Genomic DNA, 20,575 nt, shown 5'->3' with positions numbered 1-20,575 from the left:
AGTCCAAGGTCTCGAGCACATACCCCGTAACTTGGGTTACCATCACTTATCAGCTTGGTATCGGAATCTAAACGTCTCACAAAAACATCTTTGAATGATTTAGCAGTGGTATCTTTGATTACTTCCATGAAGCAATGAGTAGGAGCACCATTGCTAATCGACACTCCAATTAGGACATTGGTTTGTTTTGTTCCCTTTCCTCTTCTGCCTTCGCCATGGCTCTCACCACCTAAAAAGAACTCATCTACCTGGACGTTTCCTCCAAGTTTATATAAACCATTTCGGTCAGCCATTGCTTTTCGTAGCTTATTTAGCATCAACCAGCCAGTCGAATAAGATACTTGAACGAATTTAGCAATGGTAGTAGCCGAAAGACCACGCTTGTCGTTGGACAATAGATAGATAGCGGAGAACCACTTGGATAAAGAGATATGGCTTCGATGGAAGATGGTTCCGGAGGTAACGCTAGTTTGACGGTGACAAGATTTACATTGAAAAAGTGGAGCTCGAGATGCTGCATTTCTTCGATGGTTTGGCCTGATTAAGGTAAACTGGTCAGAGTCACACTTTGGGCATCTAAATCCCTCATAGCATAAGCAATTTGATCAAATGATCTTCACATGCTTCCTCTGAAGCGAAGCGTACCATAAAGCCTGAGAGATCCACCATGCCTCCTTAGTAGAACATCTGTTCTACTAAGGATTAGCTCCAATCTGGTCTCGGTGGAGGCGAAACTTACGAAACTTGATAAGTATGAAGATTATTGTAACTCCGGAAATTATTTTGACACTAATATAGTTTTGTTATCTGAAGTAATTAATGATTAGACATACATCTTTCAACTCAAGACCTTTGGACGAATGGCCAAGTAGGCCCCTTTGGGGTTGAGTGAAGTTGGAATATTACCAAAAAGAGAGGGAAATAAGTTTTGCCCGAGGGAAACAATCTTTCAGGAAATCCTTTTGAGGGTGAGACTGAACGCGATGCTAGGCCGTTCGAGCTTCTGTCTAGGATGTCGGGCGTGTTGAAAACTCTTCGGGATACCAACATAAAAGAGATAGTAGGAGATGTTCCAGAACCTTCGCCTCGTCACATTATTGCACTCTCTCATATCGTGATATTCCAGCCAATCTCAGTCTCTGACCTAGCGGTACATCTTCACGTCTCTTTGGCTACCACTTCGAATCTGGTGAGCCAATTGAGCAATGGAGGGCTGGTGGATCGAACTGAAGACCCCAACGATCATAGACGGACCTTGGTAACGCTTTCTAAGGATAAAGGAACTGTAGCTGCACAATTGATTCATCAGCGAATGGAACCGATCATAGGCGGCATCAACAAGATGGGAAATGATCGATTTCGAATGTTATGTGAACTTTTGGATGAACTTTTGGAAGGGATAGAGTCGAATCCACGCAATCCTACGGTGTTGGATCGGGAGGTGGAGACTTGACAATCCAGGGTAGATAGTTGTTTTTGGATTATCGATTATTCGCCAAATTTTAGAGTGAGTCGTCATTTGCTAATAGGAGTAATATGCAAAAATTTTTTAGAGGCTTGGGCCATTTTTCGGTAAAGTATCGATGGTTTATCATTGTCTTTTGGATCGCTGGCACTTTTGCATCGATTCAGTTCTTACCATCGCTTGGTTCGGTGGTTACCAATTCCAATAGGGCATTTCTTGCATCTAGCTCTCCCTCGATACAGGCCGCTAATTTAGCGTCGCCATTTCTAAACTCCAACGACTCCCAGGTCATCGTGGTTGCACAGACTAGTCAAAGTAAACTTTCCCCAACAGATAGGGCTGCATTTGTTGCCGTTCTGGCTTCGATGAAAAAGGAGCCGACAGTACTTTCGGTTAAGGTGGCAGGGGTTTCGCCTGACCAACGTGCTATCCAGGGAGTGATAATCTCAAAGACTGGTCCATTTGGTGCCACGGGTCTAAAGACACTAGTGGGCAACCTGCGTTCTGCCATCAAGGCAACACCTGTCCCGAGTGACCTTTCTGTTCACTTGGCAGGACAGACAGCGGTTACTGTTGATTCAAACTCTGGTAACAGCGCTGGTCCAAGCAATGCTCAGAACTACTCAGTTCTGCTGGTTGTAGTTATTCTTCTCATTGTCTTTCGTGCTGTGTTGGCTCCGTTTGTAACCCTGCTTCCAGCTGTATTCGTAGTACTAGCTGGAGGTCCAATTATCGCGGAGGCCTCCAAAGCTGGGTTTACGGTATCATTTGTCACCCAGCTTCTCTTTATTATTTTGATCATCGGTGCCGGAACTGATTACGGTCTTTTCTTGGTCTTTAGAGTGCGGGAAGAGCTTCGTCGTGGACTAGAGCCTAAAGCTGCCGTATCTAGGGCGCTTGAGAAAGTCGGAGAATCTATTACCTTCTCTTCGGCGACGGTTATCGCAGCGCTTTTGTCCTTGGTGACTGCCTCTTTTGGCTTCTATCGGGGCCTCGGCTGGCCGCTAGCTATCGGTGTTGCTCTGATGCTGATCGCAGGCCTTACTCTGTTGCCAGCGATTTTAGCGGTTCTGGGTCGTGCCGTCTTTTGGCCAACCTCGACGCGTCCTGGAGAACCAAAAGTAGGACTCTGGGGACGGATTGCAGCGAGGGTTGTAACTAGGCCTGTAACTACATTGATCATAGGTCTCGTTATCTTTGGTTCTTTGGCGGTTGCATCATTTGGCAATTCGCCATCTGGGTTTGCCTCGGCAAGCACCGCTCCTAAGGGCTCTGACTCTTACTATGGTACTCAAATCCTAAACAAGGAGTTCCCTTCATCGAGCTTCAATCCGACGGAGGTAATCTTCAAGTTCAAGAGATCGGTTTGGTCAAATCTATCCAATATAGAGGCTATGCAAACCGATCTTTCGCACCAGTCGACCTTAAAGTCAGTGTTTGGTCCCTTCAATGTGTTAGCTACCAAATTTAGCGCAAGCCAGCTAAGTGCACTGAATGCACAGTTGGGTTCACCAGCTGGACTGCCAGCCATAGAACCGGCAAACCTATCAATTCCTCCGAAGGTATATCAGGCGTATCGTAGCGAGTATCAGTTCATCTCCAAAGATGGAAGAACCATTTTATTCGTAACAAGTCTGAGCGCTGGAAATGCAGCTTCGACCGCTGCGCTGAATGCTACACCGTTGATTCGCTCTCAGGTGGGAGCGGTTGCGAATAAGTTCGGGGCTGAAAAATATGGAGTTGCTGGTCTAGCTCCAGCAGCATACGATATTGCATCTTCGTCGAGTTCGGATCTTGTCAAGATTGTTCCAGTGGTCATCATCATTATTGGTGTTCTGCTAGCTTTAGTTTTACGAAGTGGTGTGGCGCCTCTTTATCTGATGATCTCCGTCATTCTCTCGTATCTTGCCGCACTTGGGGCTGACGTTATTGTCTTTATCTACTTCGGCGGAAATAGCGGACTCAACTTTGTCTTACCCTTCCTATTATTCCTCTTCCTATTAGCACTGGGAGAGGACTATAACATCTTGGTTATGACAAGAATCCGCGAAGAGGCCCAACATAGAGATCTTCGCTCTGCAGTGAAGGTCGCCCTAAATGCTACTGGGTCGACTGTGACATCGGCGGGAATGGTCCTAGCTGGTACCTTTGCGGTTTTGGCTCTCGCCCAGCTAGGAAATTCCCAGGTAGAAGAGATTGGCTTTGGCCTTGCTCTTGGAATCGTTATGGATACCTTTTTGGTCCGAACTCTCTTGGTCCCTAGTGTTGTGGTCCTTTTGGGTCATTGGAATTGGTGGCCATCTCATCTTTTCAAGGAATCACACTCTGACCTCGAGGCTGCTAGGTGGGAGGCTGAGCAAGCTGAAATGGATAATCCAAATGAACCAAGCGGCGATGTGACTATCGGCGTAAAGTAAGTTAGCTCTTTGACCAATAGTCTCGGCTTTGTTGCTCATTGGATGATGCGATGGAGCCGAGACTATTTTCATCTCAAAAAGGCGGGATTTTTGTCGAATCGGCACTTGTTCTGAACCGTTTTCGGCCCTATTTGTTGTTCGCTAGAGTCTTGTCATAGCGACTTTTAAGAGCCGATTCCCTGGTCCTATTAGAGCCTCGCTCCGATAAGAAATCGCATCGCTCGGCCAAATCTCTGAGTTAATCGTTTAATATGTCATGAAGGGCCTCGAAGGACATTCCCTAGAAAGGACGTCATGTCAGGAAGTGTAACCACACGAGTAATCGGTTCAATTGCAGAGATACTAATTACTAATCCTGAGCGCAAAAATGCGATATCGCAGGATATGTGGGGTCAACTCGACGATTGTATCCGCCTCGTTGACTCGAATGATTACGTCAAAGTGGTCATAGTACATGGTGGCGATGGCAACTTTGTGGCCGGTGCTGACATCTCTGAATTTAAAGACCTGCGTCAAAGTGGCCAAAGCTCGCATACCTACGATGAAAATACCGAGAAGGCACTTTTGCGTCTTCGTAGGACCTCTAAGGTGACCATCGCTTTGATAGAGGGATATTGTATCGGAGGGGGTGTCTCAATCGCTGTAGCTTGTGACTTTAGAATTGGAGCAGCTGATTCGATCTACCAAGTTCCCCCAGCTCGTTTGGGAATTTCCTACCCCCTTGGTTCGCTCTCGCGCTTGGTTGAATTGGTTGGTCCGACTAATGCCAAGTGGATGATCTTTACCGCGGCTCGCCTAAGTGCAGTCGAAGCGGAGTCGATCGGACTCATTAGGAGCGTCGCTTCGGATGCGATTTGGGAATATGTAGATGATCTTGCTCGCCAGATTTCCGAGAATGCACCCTTATCTATTATGGCTACTAAGCGAGTGATTGAGGCGCTTAGTAATGGCGGCGACTCTGTGGCTGATGTGGCGAACGAGATGAGCGAAAAGACACTCTCATCGAGAGATTATCTAGAGGCGCTAGAGGCTTTTTCTCAGAAGCGACAGCCAAAGTTCGAAGGACGTTAGATGTCTTGGGCCATTTTTCTTAGCTCTTTTGATAAGACTTTGCCCATCGCGTTTTTAGGAAGAGCATCTATTGAGATAAAGTCTTTTGGAACCTTATAAGGTGCTAATTGAGCTTTTAGAAGATCTATCAGATCTGAGGTTTTCAGTGGGAGGCTCTTCCAAACTATGAATGCCACTACTTCCTCGCCCCATATCTCACTTTGACGTCCGACCACTGCTACCTCTGCTATTTGTGGGAGAGCGCGCAACTGATCCTCGACCTCTCGTGGGTAAACATTAAATCCGCCGGTGATAATGAGATCCTTTAGGCGAGCATCGATAATTAGATAATCATCTTCATCAAACCTTCCGACGTCGCCGGTCGCAAACCAGCCGTTGGCAAAAGATTTTGCTGTAGCTTCTTCTTGACCGAGGTACCCCTGAAAGATGTTGGGACCCTTGAGCCAAATCTCACCTCGGTTATCGATTCCAACGCTGACTCCACATAGAGGTTTGCCTACGCTACCGGCCTTTCTAGCTCCGTCGAATGGATTGGAGGTGTTCATCACGGTCTCTGTCATTCCGTATCGCTCCAGGGGAGGTTGTCCCATTACTTGGTCTATTTTGGCGAATGTTTGTGGGGAGAGCGGGGCAGATCCTGAAACTATAAGTCTGAACTTTGAGAAGTTACTTGATCGAGAGTCTCCAACTAATCGTCCATAGATCGTTGGTACTCCAAAAAAGAGCGAGGGCCGATGGGCCGAGATAGCGCTAAAGACCGCTTCTAGATCAAATTTTTCTTCTAGTACAATCGACGATCCAACTACCATTGAACCGATCAACCCCACTCCTAGACCGTGCATATGGAATAGGGGTAAGGTTAGGAGTAGCCGATCGGACGACTTCCAATCCCATGCCACAGATAGCCCTTGTATCGAGGAGATGAGATTGCTGTGACTCAAAAGTGCGCCCTTGGGGTTACCTGTTGTTCCTGAGGTATATGCACATAGGGCTATATCAGAAGGACTGCCACTACAGGGAAGGGCCGTTTGTCCATCTACATTTATTTTCCCATACGGAGACTCGCCTTCATAAAGGCTGGACTGATCCGTGCCTCGTCTATTGATTTCATCGTAGGTGATTAGAGATATGGAGCTATTCGTGGTCGGAAGGTGCGATCCAGGGCCAATATATGGATCTTTGTCAAAGCGGAGTTTGGTGATGAACTCCAGATTGGGTTGATCAATTGCATCGCAGGCGAATACGGCGGGACGCACGTCTTTCAAGATGTAAGTGAGCTCTCGTTCTGTGTAGTTGGGGTTTATCGGAACGACTACCAATCTCAGAATTTGGGCTGCAAGAAAGGTCGTGGCAAAAGAAACTGAACCTCGTCCGCTGAGGGCAATTCTTGATCCAGGCGTCAAATCGAAGGTCGAACTTAGCATCTTGGCCTGACCTTGTGCAATTTGATAGAATTGAGCCCCACTTAACCAGCCAGTTTTGGCTGAATGGATGAAGTTCGAATGGTTTTGCTTTAGGTTGAGCTCGCTTATCGAAGCGATAGTTAGATCGAGTGGGTCAAAACGGGTTTCATTGGTGACTATCTTGATAAAGGATGGAGATCCGTCGTTATTGATTGGTGGCACTTCTTTATTTTAGTTAGGCACCATTTGAGGACGTGATCAATCTGCCTTTTATTGATTGACTGGTATATTTTGATCTGGCAGAACGAAGGTGCCATCTTGAATGAACCGGCAATTGATATGCCCTTGCATCATTGGCCCGGTGAGCACTGGGCCAAGAACTGTGCTCTGTGGCGCTCTGGTAAAATCAAGGCCTCTTGCATTGGCGGCCTTTGGGGTTATAGAAAGGGATCGGCCGAGGTCTCTTTGGTAAGGGTCAGTCCACTGGTGCTAAAGCGGAAAATCTTAAATAGAGTTGGTGAAATTTTGCCTTTTGAACCATTGTCGAGATTCCACGAGATAGCCATCTTTGCGAGTAGTGCCCTCTGACAAAGATGGCTTGTGCGTCTCTATATTGCGGATTATTCCAAATGACCTAGAGATATTTGTGAGCCAAGTGGTGACGTTTGTGGCTAAATTTCAAAGAGGCTGGGGGTCTCAAACAAAGGCCGAACGAGAGAGAACTCAAGTTCTTGGTGCTCGAGCCATTTGTAGCTGATGATCCTGTTACATGTTCGGCAAAAAAGAGAGATTGACTTGTATGAAAGCCATAAAGATCGCCTCCAAAGTTTGAATGTTAGAGGCGATCTTTATGGAGATTTTGAATTTGGTAGTCTTAGATCAACGCCGCGGCTTCGCTTAGAACGCCCCTTAGGATTCCGACTATGTCGTCTATCTCCGACCTACCTATGACTAGTGGAGGCGATAGTTGGATGACGGGATCACCTCTATCATCGGCTCGACAGATCAAGCCTTCCTCAAAGAGCCTTGGCGTCAGAAGGCCACGAAGCAGTCGTTCTGATTCGTCGTCGCTAAAGGTCTCCTTGGATGATCGATCCTTGACGAGTTCGATTCCGTAGAAGTATCCAGTTCCTCGGATGTCACCTACGATAGAGATATCTCGCAACCCTTCAAGAGATTCCCTAAAGTATCCCTCGTTGGCTAGTACATTTCCTAGGAGGTTTTCGCGCTCGAAGATGTCAAGATTGGCTAGAGCAACAGCACTTGATACTGGGTGACCAGCAAATGTAAAGCCATGTAAGAAGGTATTGGTCTCCTTTAGATAAGGCTCGATAATTCGATCGGAAGCTATTAGAGCGCCGATTGGAGAATACCCCGATGTCATACCTTTGGCGACAGTGATCATATCAGGTACAAAGTTGTATTTTTGCGATCCGAAGTAGTGGCCCAGACGACCAAAACCGCAGATTACTTCGTCGGCTACCAGCAGCACATCGTATTTGTCGCAGATTTCTCGAACCCGATCGAAGTATCCATCGGGTGGCGTGAAGCATCCTCCGGCATTTTGAACCGGCTCAAGAAAGACAGCAGCTATTGTATCTGCCCCTTCGTAGTTGATCATTCGCTCAATGTCGTCAGCGCAGTGAAGAGTACATGCAGGTGAATTCGCACAATCGACACAACGGTAGCGATTTGTGTTGGCCACCTTGAAGGTGCCGGGTATTAGTGGTTCAAAATCAGCTTTTATGCCGGCTAAACCAGTGATAGAGAGCGCTCCCATAGTGGTGCCATGGTAAGAGATGTTTCGGGAGATAACCTTGGTCTTTTTTGGTTTGCCGGTTAGTTTGAAGTATTGCCGAGCCAGCTTGAAGGCGGTTTCGACAGCTTCACCGCCGCCCGTGGTGAAAAAGACGCGATTTAGATCTCCAGGAGTCAACGAAGCTAACCTTTCGGCAAGTTCAATCGCTGGAGCGTGTGCGTAACTCCATATGGGGAAGTAGGCAAGTTCGCTAGCTTGTTTGGCCGCCGCTTCGGCAAGTTCGTGACGACCGTGTCCTGCTTGAACCACAAAAAGACCAGCCAAACCATCGATATAGCGCTTCCCATGGGAGTCCCAAACGTAGCCGCCTTCTCCCTTTACCATGATGGGAATTTCTGCTTCGTTATAGGAGGAGAGACGTGTAAAGTGCATCCAAAGATGACGGCGCGCCATTTCGGATAGCTTGTCGGAATCGAATTTACTGTAATTATTTTTATCGTTCATCTTGCACCCCAGGCATATGATTGTTTTTCCAGTCTCAAATAGACAAACGTTTCCAGCGACGAGACGCCGGGAACGTTTCGAATGGTGTCATTGAGAATTTCCATCAGGTGGGCATCGTCTTCGCAGACGACCTCAGCGAGCAAGTCGTACCGACCTGCACAAACTACTACGTAGTCAACCTCCTTTATTTTTGCAATTGTCTCTGATACTTTTCGAAGGTCTCCATCGGCTCTTATACCGATCATCGCTTGGCGTGTAAAACCAACCGAAAGAGGGTCTGTCACAGCCACGATCTGCATTACATTTTGGTCGATAAGGCGCTGAACTCTTTGGCGAACGGCTGCCTCTGAAAGGCCAACCTCTTTCGCAAGAGTTGCATAGGAACGGCGACCGTCAATCTGTAGAAGTTCAATCAGCTGTTTTGATTTGTCGTCTAAGGTAAAAAGTCCTCGACTGTCATTTCTTAAAGGTTCCACATTTCTTGTTATGGGCGCTACTGCTCCCCCGCCGCCTCTCACCGGGCGTAATGCTCGTTCCACTTTGATTACTCCAAAAGATATAAGTTCATGGAAAGATATGATTCCAACAGTTCTGTGCGCAATTGTATCGCGAATTGTTCTTGGAAAAAGATCTTTACGAAGGATTCTTACATTTTTGGTATGCGTATTCTAGCGATTCCGAAAATTTCTGTCCATTTTTATGCGTTTTCCATACTTCGACCGCGTTTTCAATGTAGTTTAGGCAGTGGATCATTGATGATACGACGGAGTCGGTGCCCATTTGGTTACGGATCGGTTGATTTATTTTTCTCGGCGGCAGCAGTGGTGGATATTTGTGGTTGTGAACAATACGATTCCTACCGCGGAGCTGTTGGCTTGAGTTAGAGGTTATTCCAATTTACCGTATTTGAATGTGCTGGTGGATCTGGCTTTATTTCAGGTGATTGCTTTCTGGTGGTGTCTTTGATGGTTAGGGGAGTTGAATGCGAGTCCTAGTGATAGGTGCTGGTGGCGTTGGGGAAGCGATTGTAAAGATTTCTTCCAAGTTCGAAAGCTTTAGTTTTATTTGTGTCGCGGATATCGATGAGGACAGGGCGCGATACGTTGCACGACAGACCAATCTTGATGACTCCGCGGTTGCCTATAGCAAATTAGACGCGAGTTCTGTGACGGAGATAGTGGCTTTGGCCTCTGCTTTTGAGATAGATGCGATTATGAACGCCTGTGACCCGCGTTTTGTAATGCCGATCTTTGATGCTGCATACGAGTATGGATGTACTTATGTCGATATGGCAATGTCGCTCTCTAAGCCACATCCGAGCGATCCCTATTCTAAGTGCGGCGTAATGCTGGGGGATGCGCAATTTGAAAAGGCTAACCTCTGGGAGGAGAAGGGGCTACTTGCTTTAGTTGGCGTTGGCGTCGAACCCGGACTGAGCGACATCTTCGCGGCGTATGCGAGCAAGCATCTTTTCTCACAGATCGACGAGATAGGGGTGAGAGATGGAGCGAATTTGGTAGTGGAGGGGTACGACTTTGCTCCGACATTTTCAATATGGACGACGATTGAAGAGTGCCTCAACCCCCCTTTGATCTACGAAGCAAATAAAGGTTTTTACACAACGGAGCCATTTTCTGAGGCAGAGGTCTTTGACTTCCCTGGCGGAATTGGCCCAGTCGAATGTGTGAACGTAGAGCATGAAGAGGTTGTGTTGATTCCAAAATGGCTCAAAGCAAATCGAGTTACCTTCAAATATGGCCTTGGCGATGAGTTCATATCAGTCCTAAAGACCCTTCATAAACTTGGGCTGGATAACGCGCAAAAGATAACAGTGGGTGAAGTCTCAGTCTCTCCTCGCGATGTCGTAGGTGCATGTTTGCCCAATCCAATAGATTTAGGTCCAATGATGCATGGAAAGACTTGTGCAGGGACGTATGTAAGTGGTCTCGATAAGGACTCTAAAGCTAGGGCAGTATATCTTTACCACGTCGTGGACAATGACGAGACGATGGCGAAATGGGGATGCCAAGCAGTCGTATGGCAGACAGCGATAAACCCCGTAATAGCACTGGAGCTAATTTCTAGTGGGGTATGGGCCGCGAGGGGAGTTCTAGGACCGGAGGCATTTGACCCTGATCCATTCCTAGATTCCCTGGTAAAACATGAATCGCCGTGGGGGATGCGTGAGGAGATTGTCTAATTAAATGTTGTTTTTTTAGGTGATATTACAGGAAATTCAAACTATAACAGGAACGACTTACTCCCAGGATTAGCTGGTCTTGGGGTATAATTCGAATCAATTAGGAACAAGGAGCGCAAATTGAGCGAGTCTAAGGAAACTATCAGGAACTTTATTGCGGGCAAAGAGGTCGATGCTCGCTCTGGTTCCACCTCAGATATTATTGATCCATCAACAGGTGCGGTTTATGCCAGTGCACCCCTCTCTGACGCAAGCGATATTGAGCTCGCCTGTCAGGCTGCGGCAAGTGCGTTTGAAGAATGGGGGCAGACGACGCCCTCGGAGCGATCCTTGGCGCTTTTTAGGATTGCCGATGCCCTTGAGGCGAATGCTAAGGAGCTTGTTGAGATTGAATCCCGTAATACAGGCAAGCCCATTGGCTTGACTATTTCGGAAGAGATTCCTCCGATGGTCGATCAGATTCGCTTCTTCGCCGCAGCAGCTCGTAATCTTGAGGGTCGCTCAGCAGCGGAGTATATGCGTGACCATACCTCGATGATCAGGCGCGAGCCCATAGGAGTATGTGCGAGTGTTACTCCATGGAACTATCCAATGATGATGGCGGTCTGGAAGTGGGCGCCTGCTCTGGCTGCAGGAAATACCATGGTTTTGAAGCCATCGGATACCACACCGATGTCAGCGCTCTTTATGGCCAAGGTCATGGCAGAGTTTCTTCCGGCGGGAGTATTCAATGTGGTTTGTGGCGAACGCGATACGGGGAGGGCTCTTATCGAGAACAAGATACCGCAGATGGTATCTATTACCGGTTCGGTCCGTGCAGGCATAGAGGTAGCCCAGACGGCTGCTAGAGATCTAAAGCGAGTCCATCTGGAGTTAGGCGGAAATGCACCTGTAATAGTCTTTGACGATGCCGATGTCGAGAAAGCTGCCCAAGGGATCGCTATTGCCGGCTATTTCAATGCTGGACAGGACTGTACTGCTGCGGCACGTGTGATGGTGGGATCTAAGGTTTATGGTGACTTTGTGGCCGCATTGACTGAAGCCGCTAAGGCAACTAAGGTCGGCAAGCCTGCTGACGAAGCTGACTTTGGTCCTTTGAATAACTCAAATCAGCTCTCTAGAGTGATGGGACTGCTTGAGCGATTACCAGATCATGCCCAAGTTGAAACTGGCGGCGAAAGGGTTGGCCAGGACGGATACTTTTTGACTCCAACGGTAGTTAGTGGCCTTTTGCAGAGAGATGAGATCGTTCAATCTGAGATCTTTGGACCAGTAATTACAGTTCAAAAGTTTTCCGATGAAGCCGAAGCCTTAAAATCTGCTAATGATGTTGAGTACGGACTTGCATCGTCAGTTTGGACCAAGGATCACGGTACGGCCATGCGAATGGCTAAGTCGCTGAATTTTGGAGCAGTATGGATCAATACGCACATTCCTCTTGTTGCCGAGATGCCACATGGAGGTTTCAAGCACTCCGGGTACGGAAAAGACCTGTCAATGTATGGTTTTGAGGACTATACGAGGATCAAGCACGTCATGAGCTATATAGGAGAATAGACCCTGCTTGGCCATAAAATCAGGGCCGAAAGAGTTTTGGGCTATGAATTTTCCAGATGGGTCTTTACTCGATATTTAGTCCTTTATCAAGATGGCATTTCTGGAACTCTGGGATCGTCTAACCTCACGCACAAAAATCCTATCTGAATGAGGTGATCTTTGAACTTACTTCGTGGTGTAACACTCCAATTGGAGTGTTACACCACGAACCTCTAGTTGGGCTGTTTCGAATGCCGTAAGCTATTCCTATAATGGCCCCTAAATATGGTCTGTAAATATAGCCAGTTGGAAACCTTTGATTGTCAGGGAATGCCACAAATACGAGGTCGGCCCTAGCGGAATCGATGAAGAGTGCCGATAGGCAAAAGATTTCTACAGATCTCTTTTTCGCGACAGCTGAACTCCTTAGATGGCTTTGGAGATGTGAAAATCAATGGAGATGTGGCTGTCGTCGAGTTCAAGAGCCTCCTAATTGGTTCGGCCAATTACTTTTTGGATTTAAACGATCATCCTTCGATAGCGTCGAGCTTATTATGCCACTCTTGCACCAGTGCAAGAGTAGTTCCTGCCGCTAATTTTGCTGACGAAGAGATTGAGCTTTAGCCATTGGCTTTTGTTATCTCTGGATTTTTCCTACCATCGATAAAACCCGTCATATCTCCATTGGATCGGGAGGAAAAGATGGTTCGGCTGGCGATTAGATAGTTTGTGACCCATGAGTGTAAAGTCACAGTTTTCGCAGCGTCAAAGGCGATCTCTGGAGCAACTCCAACAATCCTAATCAATAGATTGCTCTGCACGGGTGGAAATTTAACTCCGGTTTCAGGCGATTCAATAGTTGCAAAGTCCTCTTCGACCCAATCTCTTCGTCGGAGATGAGAGTGATGGAATCGCTTGGTTTCGAATCTAGGGCAAGGTTGACGCTCGGAACTTTATTTGCGTTCGAGTGGAGTTCCACCAATTTTACAAAGGTACCAAAGGCTGATTGGGATGGTGCTCTGTCGAATTTTAGGTAGAAGTGAGCGGATGCATCGAGTGTGAGTAAACCTTAGCGTGCCTGTGTCAAAATCTTGCCCATGGCCGCCCCTTGGAATGATGCTCGATGAAGTGTCAATGATCCTAAAGTTGGAGTTGGCCCTGTCGTGCTTTGTCGCCTCACGCTAGATTTCTGTGAACAATACAAAGGCCGCCCTTGGCCTCTTGAGGGTTGCCTGGCTCGCTCGGACATTGTTTTAGCTATTACTTGGTTTCGCCCACGGTCCATGGGCGACTCTGATTGCAACGAGGAGATAATTTCGACCTTGTCTCAGGCGGGATGGACCCTGGGATTTCGACAATGAGCGACCGTGAAGAGTTCTCGCGGTCGCTCATTGTCGATCTTCTCTATCAAGGGAGCATAAGTTAGAGATTTGCTTTGATAGCAGCTTCAAATGCAGCGAGTGCCTGCGCAACTTGGCTCTCATTGACGATCAGAGGTGGCATCCACCGAATGACGTTATTGTAGGTACCGGCATTCATAAGGATTACTTTGCCATTTTCGCGTGCGTGTCTGAGAATTTGATTGACAAGTTCACCGTTTGGTAACCCAGTTGCTGGGTCGACAATCGTGCAACCTAACATAATTCCAAGGCCACGTACGTCGTTTATGATTTCATACTGAGCTTTGAGTTCTTCTAAACCCGATCTAAGTTGAGCACCTCTTGCCACCACATTTTCAAGAAATCCTTCAGATCTCAGGATGTCAATTGTTGCCAGTGCTGCGGCGGCGCCTATTGGATTTCCTCCGTAGGTTCCTCCGTGGCTGCCTACGGGCCAACGTTCCATGATTTCATAGGATGAGCCTATCGCCGAGAATGGAAACCCAGAGGCGATACCTTTGGCCATTACCATAATGTCTGGCTCTATCCCGTAGTGCTCGAGTGCAAACATCTTGCCGGTGCGCCCAAAACCTGACTGAACTTCGTCAGCGACAAAGAGAATACCCTTTGCTTTGGCTCGCTCATATAATCCTTGGACGAAGGCCTTGGGCGCCGGGCGATACCCTCCCTCGCCTTGTACTAGTTCAACAACTACGGCAGCGGTTTCGCTCGGGGCGGTCTGTGTTGCTAGCAAAAGATCGAAGTTATCGAGGGCCCTCTTGACTGCTGCCGCTTCGTCAAGGCCACTGGTGCTTGGATCGGGAAACTCTGATACGAACACTCCCGATGGAAAAGGAGCATAACCAGCTTTGTAACCAGTTTTTGCCGTCGTCATAGCCATGGTTTGAGCAGTTCGACCGTGAAATGACCCTTGAAATACGATTATGTGGGGCTTTTTGGTCGCTGCTTTGGCTAGTTTGACTGAACCTTCGGTAGCTTCAGCTCCGGAATTGGAAAAGAAAAAGGTATCGATCGATTGAGGCGTTATTTCATTTAACTTTTCAGCTAATGGCTCAAGAAGGTCGTGCTTGTAGATGTTCACTTGCGCGTGTATGAAGCGGGCGGCTTGATTAGTAATCGCTTCCACGACCTTGGGGTGACAGTGGCCGGTCGAAGTTACAGCAATGCCAGCTGTAAAGTCTAAGTATTCTTCACCACTTTGGGTTTTAACTGTCGCCCCAGAGCCGCTAACAACGTCTAGCCCCGTTAGTTGGGACCACACTGGTGACAGATGAGATCTTTGAGTCATCTTTGTTTCTCCTTTTGTCTTATACCACCATGGTGGCAATTTTGTTGAAGGCGTACTAGGGGCCATCGATCAAAATGCTTTATATTTTCGAAACCTTTTAGGGTTCCGCCTAGAGGGTAATTGGTCTGATTTTTAGTTCATTGGCCGGTAAGTCGATTGAGAATCGTCGCCGTTAATGGTTGAGGGAGTCCTTGATTTTCGTATTTGTCTGACTGAGCTGCTGCCCATAAGCCAGCGTTTACACCTAGGTATCTAAGTGGTTCCATCTCCCATTTTCTTGCTTTGTGATTTACGATACAGAGTTCGCTTAGATCGCTTTTTTTATTGAGAATAAGATCCGAAAGTGTCCTGCCAGCGAGGTTGGATGTAGTGACACCGTCACCTACGTAGCCTCCAAGGCTCGCAATACCTCGTCCTAGGTCGAAACGAACAAATGAAAAAAAGTCGCGGGGAACGCCCAGCGGACCACCCCATTGGTATTGGATTTTGGTAGCGCGCAATGATGGGAAGAGCTCAATTAATGCCGATTTTAGGTTGTCAAAGACGTCACTTTGATAATCAAACTTAGGTGAAATGGTTGATTTAAAGTGATAGGGGGCTCCGCGACCACCAAAGACAATTCGATTGTCGGCACTTCTTTGGCCATAGACGATCAGATTGCGTTCGTCGGCGAAGGTTTCACAGTCCCCAAGGCCGATCTCGGCGAATTGCTGGTCGGAAAGGCGTTCTGTTGCAATCATAAGCGAGTATATGGGCGTTGTCACTCGAGATTGCCCAGATAGGAGTGATCGGTATCCCTCGAGGGCATCGATTGCCACTTCGCACTTTATCCCTCGGCCATTCACTTGAAGGTCATGTGGACCAATCTTTGTCACCAGTGATTGTTCATAGATTTGAACGCCCATTCCAAGTACTACTTGTGCTAGGCCTCGAGCTAGTTTTGCTGGGTGAATTCGAGCACATTGTTTCGTAAATGCGCCGCCTAAAGTGTCGGTCGCATTGAGGCGTTTTTGTGCTTGAGCGCCATCGAGCAGTTGTACGTCTTCGCCAAATCCGAAGTTTTGCTCAGATTGAACGAATGCCGAGGCACGATCGAGCTGAGCCTTATTGCGTGCCACCATAATGGTGCCGCCCTTGTGAAAGTCGGCTTCTATGCCTTCGCTTTGAGTGACCTTGCCGATCTCGTCGATCGAGTCATTGAGAGACCGATATAGGGCGATTGCTGACTGTCGACCGTATCGATCTTCAATGGCTTGTTTAGATGAGGCGAATAAGCCCGAAGCCCAGCCCCCATTTCTTCCAGAGGCGCCAAAGCCAGCGAATTTTGCCTCAAAGATCGCGATTCTCAATGAAGGATCGGCTTTTTTGAGGTAATAGGCGCTCCAGAGACCGCTATAGCCTCCACCAGCAATTCCAATGTCTATCGTCAAGTCCTTGTTGATGGGATTTGTGGGAACGATTGGATCAAGTTGCGCGAGCCAAAGACTCTTTGGCGAAGGCCAAGTTAGCATTTATTGACCTTAAAATCCTAAAGATTCTGAGACGGCCTTATAGACGATCTTGCCCTTGGAGACATTTAGTGCCCCAGCGAGTCGTTCTGAAGCAGGGTCCCTAGCAAGGTCTACCAGTCGCGGTGCAACGGCAGCGCTAAGTGCCCTCGACGATGTGCGCGGGTATTGGCCAGGTACGTTAGTTACGCAGTAGTGGACCACTCCGGAATCGACAAAGGTTGGATGAGATAGAGAGGTCGGACGTGAGGTCTCGATGCAGCCTCCTTGATCGATTGCAAGGTCGACGGCCACTGAACCTGGCTTCATTGATTCAATGTGTTCCCGAGTGATCAATTTAGGTGCTTTTGCACCTGGCACGAGAGCAGCGCCTACGACAAGGTCGGCGTTTTTCACAACTTCAGCTATCGCCATTTCGGACGATGCCAAAGATGCGGTAATTGTCCCTTGTTGTTGTAGCTCGTGAAGTCTGGCTAGATCAATATCAACCCCTGTGACTTCGGCATCCATTCCGCGAGCTCCTCGAGCAGCCATAGTTCCAGCTACTCCCATTCCTACCACGACAACGCGCGCCGGAAGAACACCAGCCGATCCGCCAAGAAGAGTTCCTGAACCGCTCGCTAGGTAATACGCACCCATGATTGCAGCCGCCCGGCCTGCAACTTCGCTCATTGGAGCTAACAAAGGAAGGCCCTTAGGATATGAGAGAGTCTCAAATGCAAATGCTTCTACTCCAGAGGACATTAGAGCACGCGCAAGGTCTGGTTCTGCAGCCAAATGTAGGTAGGCAAATAGGTGAAGACCTTCACGGAAGTACCCCCACTCACTGGGCTGGGGTTCTTTTACCTTGCAAACTAGATCGGATTCCCAAACGTCGGCTGCCGTAGGAACAATTTTTGCTCCGACTGCTTGGTAGTCTTCATTGGTGAAGCCAGCGCCAACTCCCCCATCTTGCTGGATACGGACTTCGAAGCCAGCCGATATTGCCATCTTGACCGCAGATGGCTCAAGCGCAATCCTTCGTTCGCCGTCTTTTGTTTCGGCTGGAATTCCGATTGTGCGAATCATATTCATCCCCTTGACGAATCGTCACCATGGAAGGTTCTGACGATTATGTACCTGTTATTAGTGTCGACGAAGAGGGTGCGCGCTGATGCGCAACGCTTTACGTCTCAACTTAATCAAGGCTACACCAAGTGATGTTTCAGAATTATGAAGATAGGCGCGGCTGGTCGCCTACGATATTGGAATTAAATACAAAAGGGATTTCAAAAATTGTCTTTAATTAGAATTTACTCCCCAAGGCAGTTACCTAAGGTCTGGCCCTATTATGGAGGATTAAAGAGGCGTCTAAGGGAGTCGGAAACCAAGATGGACGACGGTATTATTAGCCCATCTTGGTTGGTTCATCTAATTTTTAAGGAGAGTTCCTAGGTCTGACTTAGCCGTTTATCGGTCCATCTCCGTTAACTAGGCTCGAAGGAGCACGGCCACTTCGATGGGCTAGAAATTCACTAGCAATGGCAACTGCAGTTTCTGCGGGTGTCTTAGCGCCAATGTCAAGTCCGATAGGTCCATAGATCATCGACACTTTGCTGGGAGCAACACCTAATTGTATGAGTGCTTCGTTTCGAATCGATTGGGTATGCCTAGACCCAAGTGCGCCGACGTAAGCCCCGTTGATCTCCAACAGCTTTGCACACAAGGGAACTCCAATGGCGTGGTCATGACTCAAGACAATTAGCGCATCGTTGGCTCCGAAACCCGAAATTATATCCATTGCGGTCTCGACCGTATCCGTTATACGGGAGGTGATATTCAAAAGAGAAAGCTGCGCAGCAATGGCCCTGGCTAGCTCAGAGTCACCGATGATGGCAGCGGTAGAGGGTGGAGAAAAGACTTCAAAGTGAAGCTCTAACCCCTCGATAGTCTCGGTGGTAGAGACAGACCTACGGTGTGTAACTAATTCTACAAGGCGCTCAGATGTCTTAGCATGGGCAGGAGTTTTTTGAAAGTCGTCGTCGAATCGAGCCTTTTCATTGAGTTGCGCCATTCCCAAGGTAACTACCGAGTCATCTGCGATTTGTGAAACCACGCCAACGACATCTCGTTTGGATATGGCAAGGATTGACTCCAGCAAAATCCCATTGATAGGCTGAAGAGCGACTCTTGCGCTACCTCCACATGCGAGACCCGCTGCGACTGCATCGCGATCACCGAGATCGATATTCTTGAGAATTCCCTTGGATGAAGTCGCAACGAGGTGCCGTGCAGCCTCTTCGATTTCGCGATCCATCGATCCAAACATTAGAGATCCCAGCTTCAAACGCGAGCCAAGGGCAAGAAACTCTCCGGATGTCCGTCCTCCGAAACCACTCATAGATATAATTCGCGCCAGAGCAACCGGGCTCTTGGCATTCTCGTCAATAATAGATCGGGCGATTAGATGCTGTTCCAATGGTTTACTCCTGAATTGCTGGGTCGGTCATGAGCATATACGCCTTGAAGTTTTAGGGGTTTAGGTTATCCATGATCAGCTCTTTGAGCTCTTTTGCGATGCGAAGTGATACTGGCCCAATGGCGTTGTGTAGAGGTGTTTCATCGACGTGGGTGATGGATTGAGCATCTCTTAGGGTTGAGGCAAGGAAGGCTTCGGAGGTGCGACTTGAGACCAAGGTTGAGATAGGGACGTCCATCTCTTTTGCGCCAAGATATTCAATTATAAGATCTCTTGTAACGCCAGCCAAGCATCCCGATTCAAGGGTAGGGGTAATCAACTGCCCATCAACCACGAGAAAGATATTAGAACCTGATCCTTCGCATAGGTCGCCCTTTGTGTTTGCAAAGATGACTTCGTTCGATCCCTGTGAAAGCGCCCAATCGAGCGCTACTACATTTTCTGCATAGGATGTTGTCTTTAGCCCCGAAAGAACGCCTCGTTCGTTTCTGGGCCATGGAGCTATCGATACCCTGGCAGTCCGTGATAGTGGAGCGAGTGGACTTGCCGCCACTACCAAGAGCGGGGATGCGTCTTTATCTCGGTCGGAACCAAGTGGCCCATTTCCAGCGGTGTAGGTCACTCTTACCTTTCCAAATGAGATCTCATCCTTGGCCACTACCTCAAAGATAGCTCTTTCAATTTCGTCTAAATCTGGAGGTGCGAGTCGTATTCCCGCGACTGACCGAGCTAGCCGCTGCAGGTGGCGTCGTACGGCAAAGGGGGTTCCATCGTAGACCGCTAGCGTCTCAAAGACTCCATCGCCGGTTACCAGTCCATGGTCATGAGCTGAAACTGCAGCATCATTCGTTTCAAAAAGTCGACCGTTGATGTACGTGTGGCTCATGGGAGTCTCTGCTTTCTAAATCGGGATCCTCAGGCGATTCTATTATTGCGATAGATGGTGATTAACAACTCTAGCTGACGCGAGATAGCGCGGTCTGTCGTTGGAGAGTAATTGATATCTGTGAAGTTTATCGAAGCCCGAATTCGCCTTGTTGGGAGGCTTTGGTGGGATCTGAGTGCTACGAGCTAAGGTGGCGGTCAGGTGAGCTATCTTTCAATAGCTAAAAATGAGCCGTAGTCTCACCGATCTAGAATTCGATCCATAGTTCTAAGCCACATTGTTGTGTTTTTTCATTTCAAGGTAGGACGACCTAAAGGCGCAGTATAGAATGTTCTCCTACACGCGAGGCCCCATCGTCTAGCGGTCTAGGACATCACCCTCTCACGGTGAAGACACGGGTTCGAACCCCGTTGGGGCTGCCACTATTGCCAATATTTGGATTATCTTGAATGATTCAGAGCGCCAATCTATCGAGCTTCATTGATGCCATTTTCACCCGTGCCATCACTAAAGGCGGCTCTGTGGTTTGGCGAAGGTCAAATCTCTGATCTCTTTAAATGTCACTCGACCAAATGTTACTCGCCAGGACTACCACACTTTGGTTACCACACTTTGGTTACCACACTTTGGCAATTTCACCAGTTCGTTCTTGGGTGGAGCATGAGTGGAATCTGCATACG

15 protein-coding genes, 1 tRNA gene and 1 pseudogene are annotated in these 20,575 nt (G+C 48.0%); 8 read left to right on the top strand and 9 right to left on the bottom strand.

The genetic code is table 11. The features are described 5' to 3' along the window. Positions 1–666, bottom strand: a pseudogene (locus AXFE_RS19045) (IS1595-like element ISAxf1 family transposase); the annotation flags it as partial. A gap of 262 nt (positions 667–928) precedes the next feature. On the opposite strand from AXFE_RS19045, the gene AXFE_RS03890 reads away from it, so the two are divergent. The 3 genes from AXFE_RS03890 (at position 929) to AXFE_RS03880 (ending at position 4,953) form a co-directional block, all read left to right on the top strand. Next, the gene (locus tag AXFE_RS03890; protein WP_052604570.1) at positions 929–1,453 is read left to right on the top strand and encodes a MarR family winged helix-turn-helix transcriptional regulator; all 525 of its coding nucleotides are present in this window, start codon (positions 929–931) and stop codon (positions 1,451–1,453) included. Positions 1,454–1,536: 83 nt separating this feature from the next. Continuing rightward, on the top strand, positions 1,537–3,882 hold the full coding sequence (locus AXFE_RS03885; protein ID WP_052604569.1) for an MMPL family transporter: 2,346 nt from the start codon (positions 1,537–1,539) through the stop codon (positions 3,880–3,882). A 294-nt stretch (positions 3,883–4,176) separates the two neighbouring features. After that, entirely contained in the window at positions 4,177–4,953 is a 777-nt protein-coding gene (locus AXFE_RS03880; RefSeq protein ID WP_052604568.1) for an enoyl-CoA hydratase-related protein, read from the top strand. Here the strand turns inward: AXFE_RS03880 and AXFE_RS03875 are convergent. Beyond that, the gene (locus tag AXFE_RS03875) at positions 4,950–6,578 is read right to left on the bottom strand and encodes a class I adenylate-forming enzyme family protein (RefSeq protein ID WP_052604567.1); all 1,629 of its coding nucleotides are present in this window, start codon (positions 6,576–6,578) and stop codon (positions 4,950–4,952) included. The genes AXFE_RS03880 and AXFE_RS03875 overlap by 4 nt on opposite strands. A 96-nt stretch (positions 6,579–6,674) precedes the next feature. Here AXFE_RS03875 and AXFE_RS03870 point away from each other — a divergent pair, with 96 nt between their 5' ends. Continuing rightward, positions 6,675–6,944, top strand: coding sequence for a hypothetical protein (locus AXFE_RS03870; RefSeq protein WP_152625844.1), 270 nt, complete (start codon positions 6,675–6,677; stop codon positions 6,942–6,944). 286 nt (positions 6,945–7,230) lie between these two features. On the opposite strand, the gene AXFE_RS03865 is transcribed toward AXFE_RS03870, so the two are convergent. Together AXFE_RS03865 and AXFE_RS03860 are read right to left on the bottom strand one after the other, a co-directional pair. Beyond that, complete coding sequence (locus AXFE_RS03865; protein WP_052604565.1) at positions 7,231–8,619, bottom strand: aspartate aminotransferase family protein; 1,389 nt, start codon at positions 8,617–8,619, stop codon at positions 7,231–7,233. Beyond that, complete coding sequence (locus AXFE_RS03860) at positions 8,616–9,107, bottom strand: Lrp/AsnC family transcriptional regulator (protein ID WP_052604580.1); 492 nt, start codon at positions 9,105–9,107, stop codon at positions 8,616–8,618. Before AXFE_RS03860 ends, AXFE_RS03865 begins: the two co-directional genes overlap by 4 nt. 494 nt (positions 9,108–9,601) lie before the next feature. On the opposite strand from AXFE_RS03860, the gene AXFE_RS03855 reads away from it, so the two are divergent. The 3 genes from AXFE_RS03855 (at position 9,602) to AXFE_RS03845 (ending at position 12,979) form a co-directional block, all read left to right on the top strand. After that, positions 9,602–10,819: a saccharopine dehydrogenase family protein gene (locus AXFE_RS03855; protein ID WP_052604564.1), complete on the top strand. Its 1,218-nt coding sequence runs from the start codon at positions 9,602–9,604 to the stop codon at positions 10,817–10,819. Between the two features lie 120 nt (positions 10,820–10,939). Then, positions 10,940–12,376 carry a gamma-aminobutyraldehyde dehydrogenase gene (locus tag AXFE_RS03850; protein ID WP_052604563.1) on the top strand — a complete coding sequence of 479 codons (1,437 nt, stop codon included), beginning with the start codon at positions 10,940–10,942 and terminating at the stop codon, positions 12,374–12,376. A 351-nt stretch (positions 12,377–12,727) separates the two neighbouring features. Continuing rightward, complete coding sequence (locus AXFE_RS03845) at positions 12,728–12,979, top strand: hypothetical protein (protein ID WP_052604562.1); 252 nt, start codon at positions 12,728–12,730, stop codon at positions 12,977–12,979. A 798-nt stretch (positions 12,980–13,777) separates the two neighbouring features. Here the strand turns inward: AXFE_RS03845 and AXFE_RS03835 are convergent. From AXFE_RS03835 to AXFE_RS03815, 5 genes are all read right to left on the bottom strand, one after another. Beyond that, positions 13,778–15,043, bottom strand: a complete 1,266-nt coding sequence (locus AXFE_RS03835) for an aspartate aminotransferase family protein (RefSeq protein WP_052604560.1) — start codon at positions 15,041–15,043, stop codon at positions 13,778–13,780. Between the two features lie 137 nt (positions 15,044–15,180). Next, positions 15,181–16,554, bottom strand: coding sequence for an NAD(P)/FAD-dependent oxidoreductase (locus AXFE_RS03830; RefSeq protein WP_052604559.1), 1,374 nt, complete (start codon positions 16,552–16,554; stop codon positions 15,181–15,183). Positions 16,555–16,563: 9 nt separating this feature from the next. After that, a complete protein-coding gene (locus AXFE_RS03825; RefSeq protein ID WP_052604558.1) occupies positions 16,564–17,619 on the bottom strand; it encodes an alanine dehydrogenase in 1,056 nt (351 codons plus the stop codon). Positions 17,620–17,992: 373 nt separating this feature from the next. Next, complete coding sequence (locus AXFE_RS03820; protein WP_052604557.1) at positions 17,993–19,009, bottom strand: XdhC family protein; 1,017 nt, start codon at positions 19,007–19,009, stop codon at positions 17,993–17,995. 52 nt (positions 19,010–19,061) lie between these two features. Then, a complete protein-coding gene (locus AXFE_RS03815) occupies positions 19,062–19,895 on the bottom strand; it encodes an aminotransferase class IV (RefSeq protein ID WP_052604556.1) in 834 nt (277 codons plus the stop codon). Between the two features lie 346 nt (positions 19,896–20,241). Here AXFE_RS03815 and AXFE_RS03810 point away from each other — a divergent pair. Continuing rightward, positions 20,242–20,317: transfer RNA gene (locus AXFE_RS03810), tRNA-Glu, on the top strand. The last annotated feature ends 258 nt before the right edge of the window (positions 20,318–20,575 follow it).

Origin of the sequence: Acidithrix ferrooxidans (assembly GCF_000949295.1) — a bacterium.
Taxonomy (GTDB): Bacteria; Actinomycetota; Acidimicrobiia; order Acidimicrobiales; family Acidimicrobiaceae; genus Acidithrix; species Acidithrix ferrooxidans.
The sequence above is the reverse complement of the archived record's forward strand: the minus strand, read 5'-3'. Positions and strand labels throughout refer to the sequence as shown.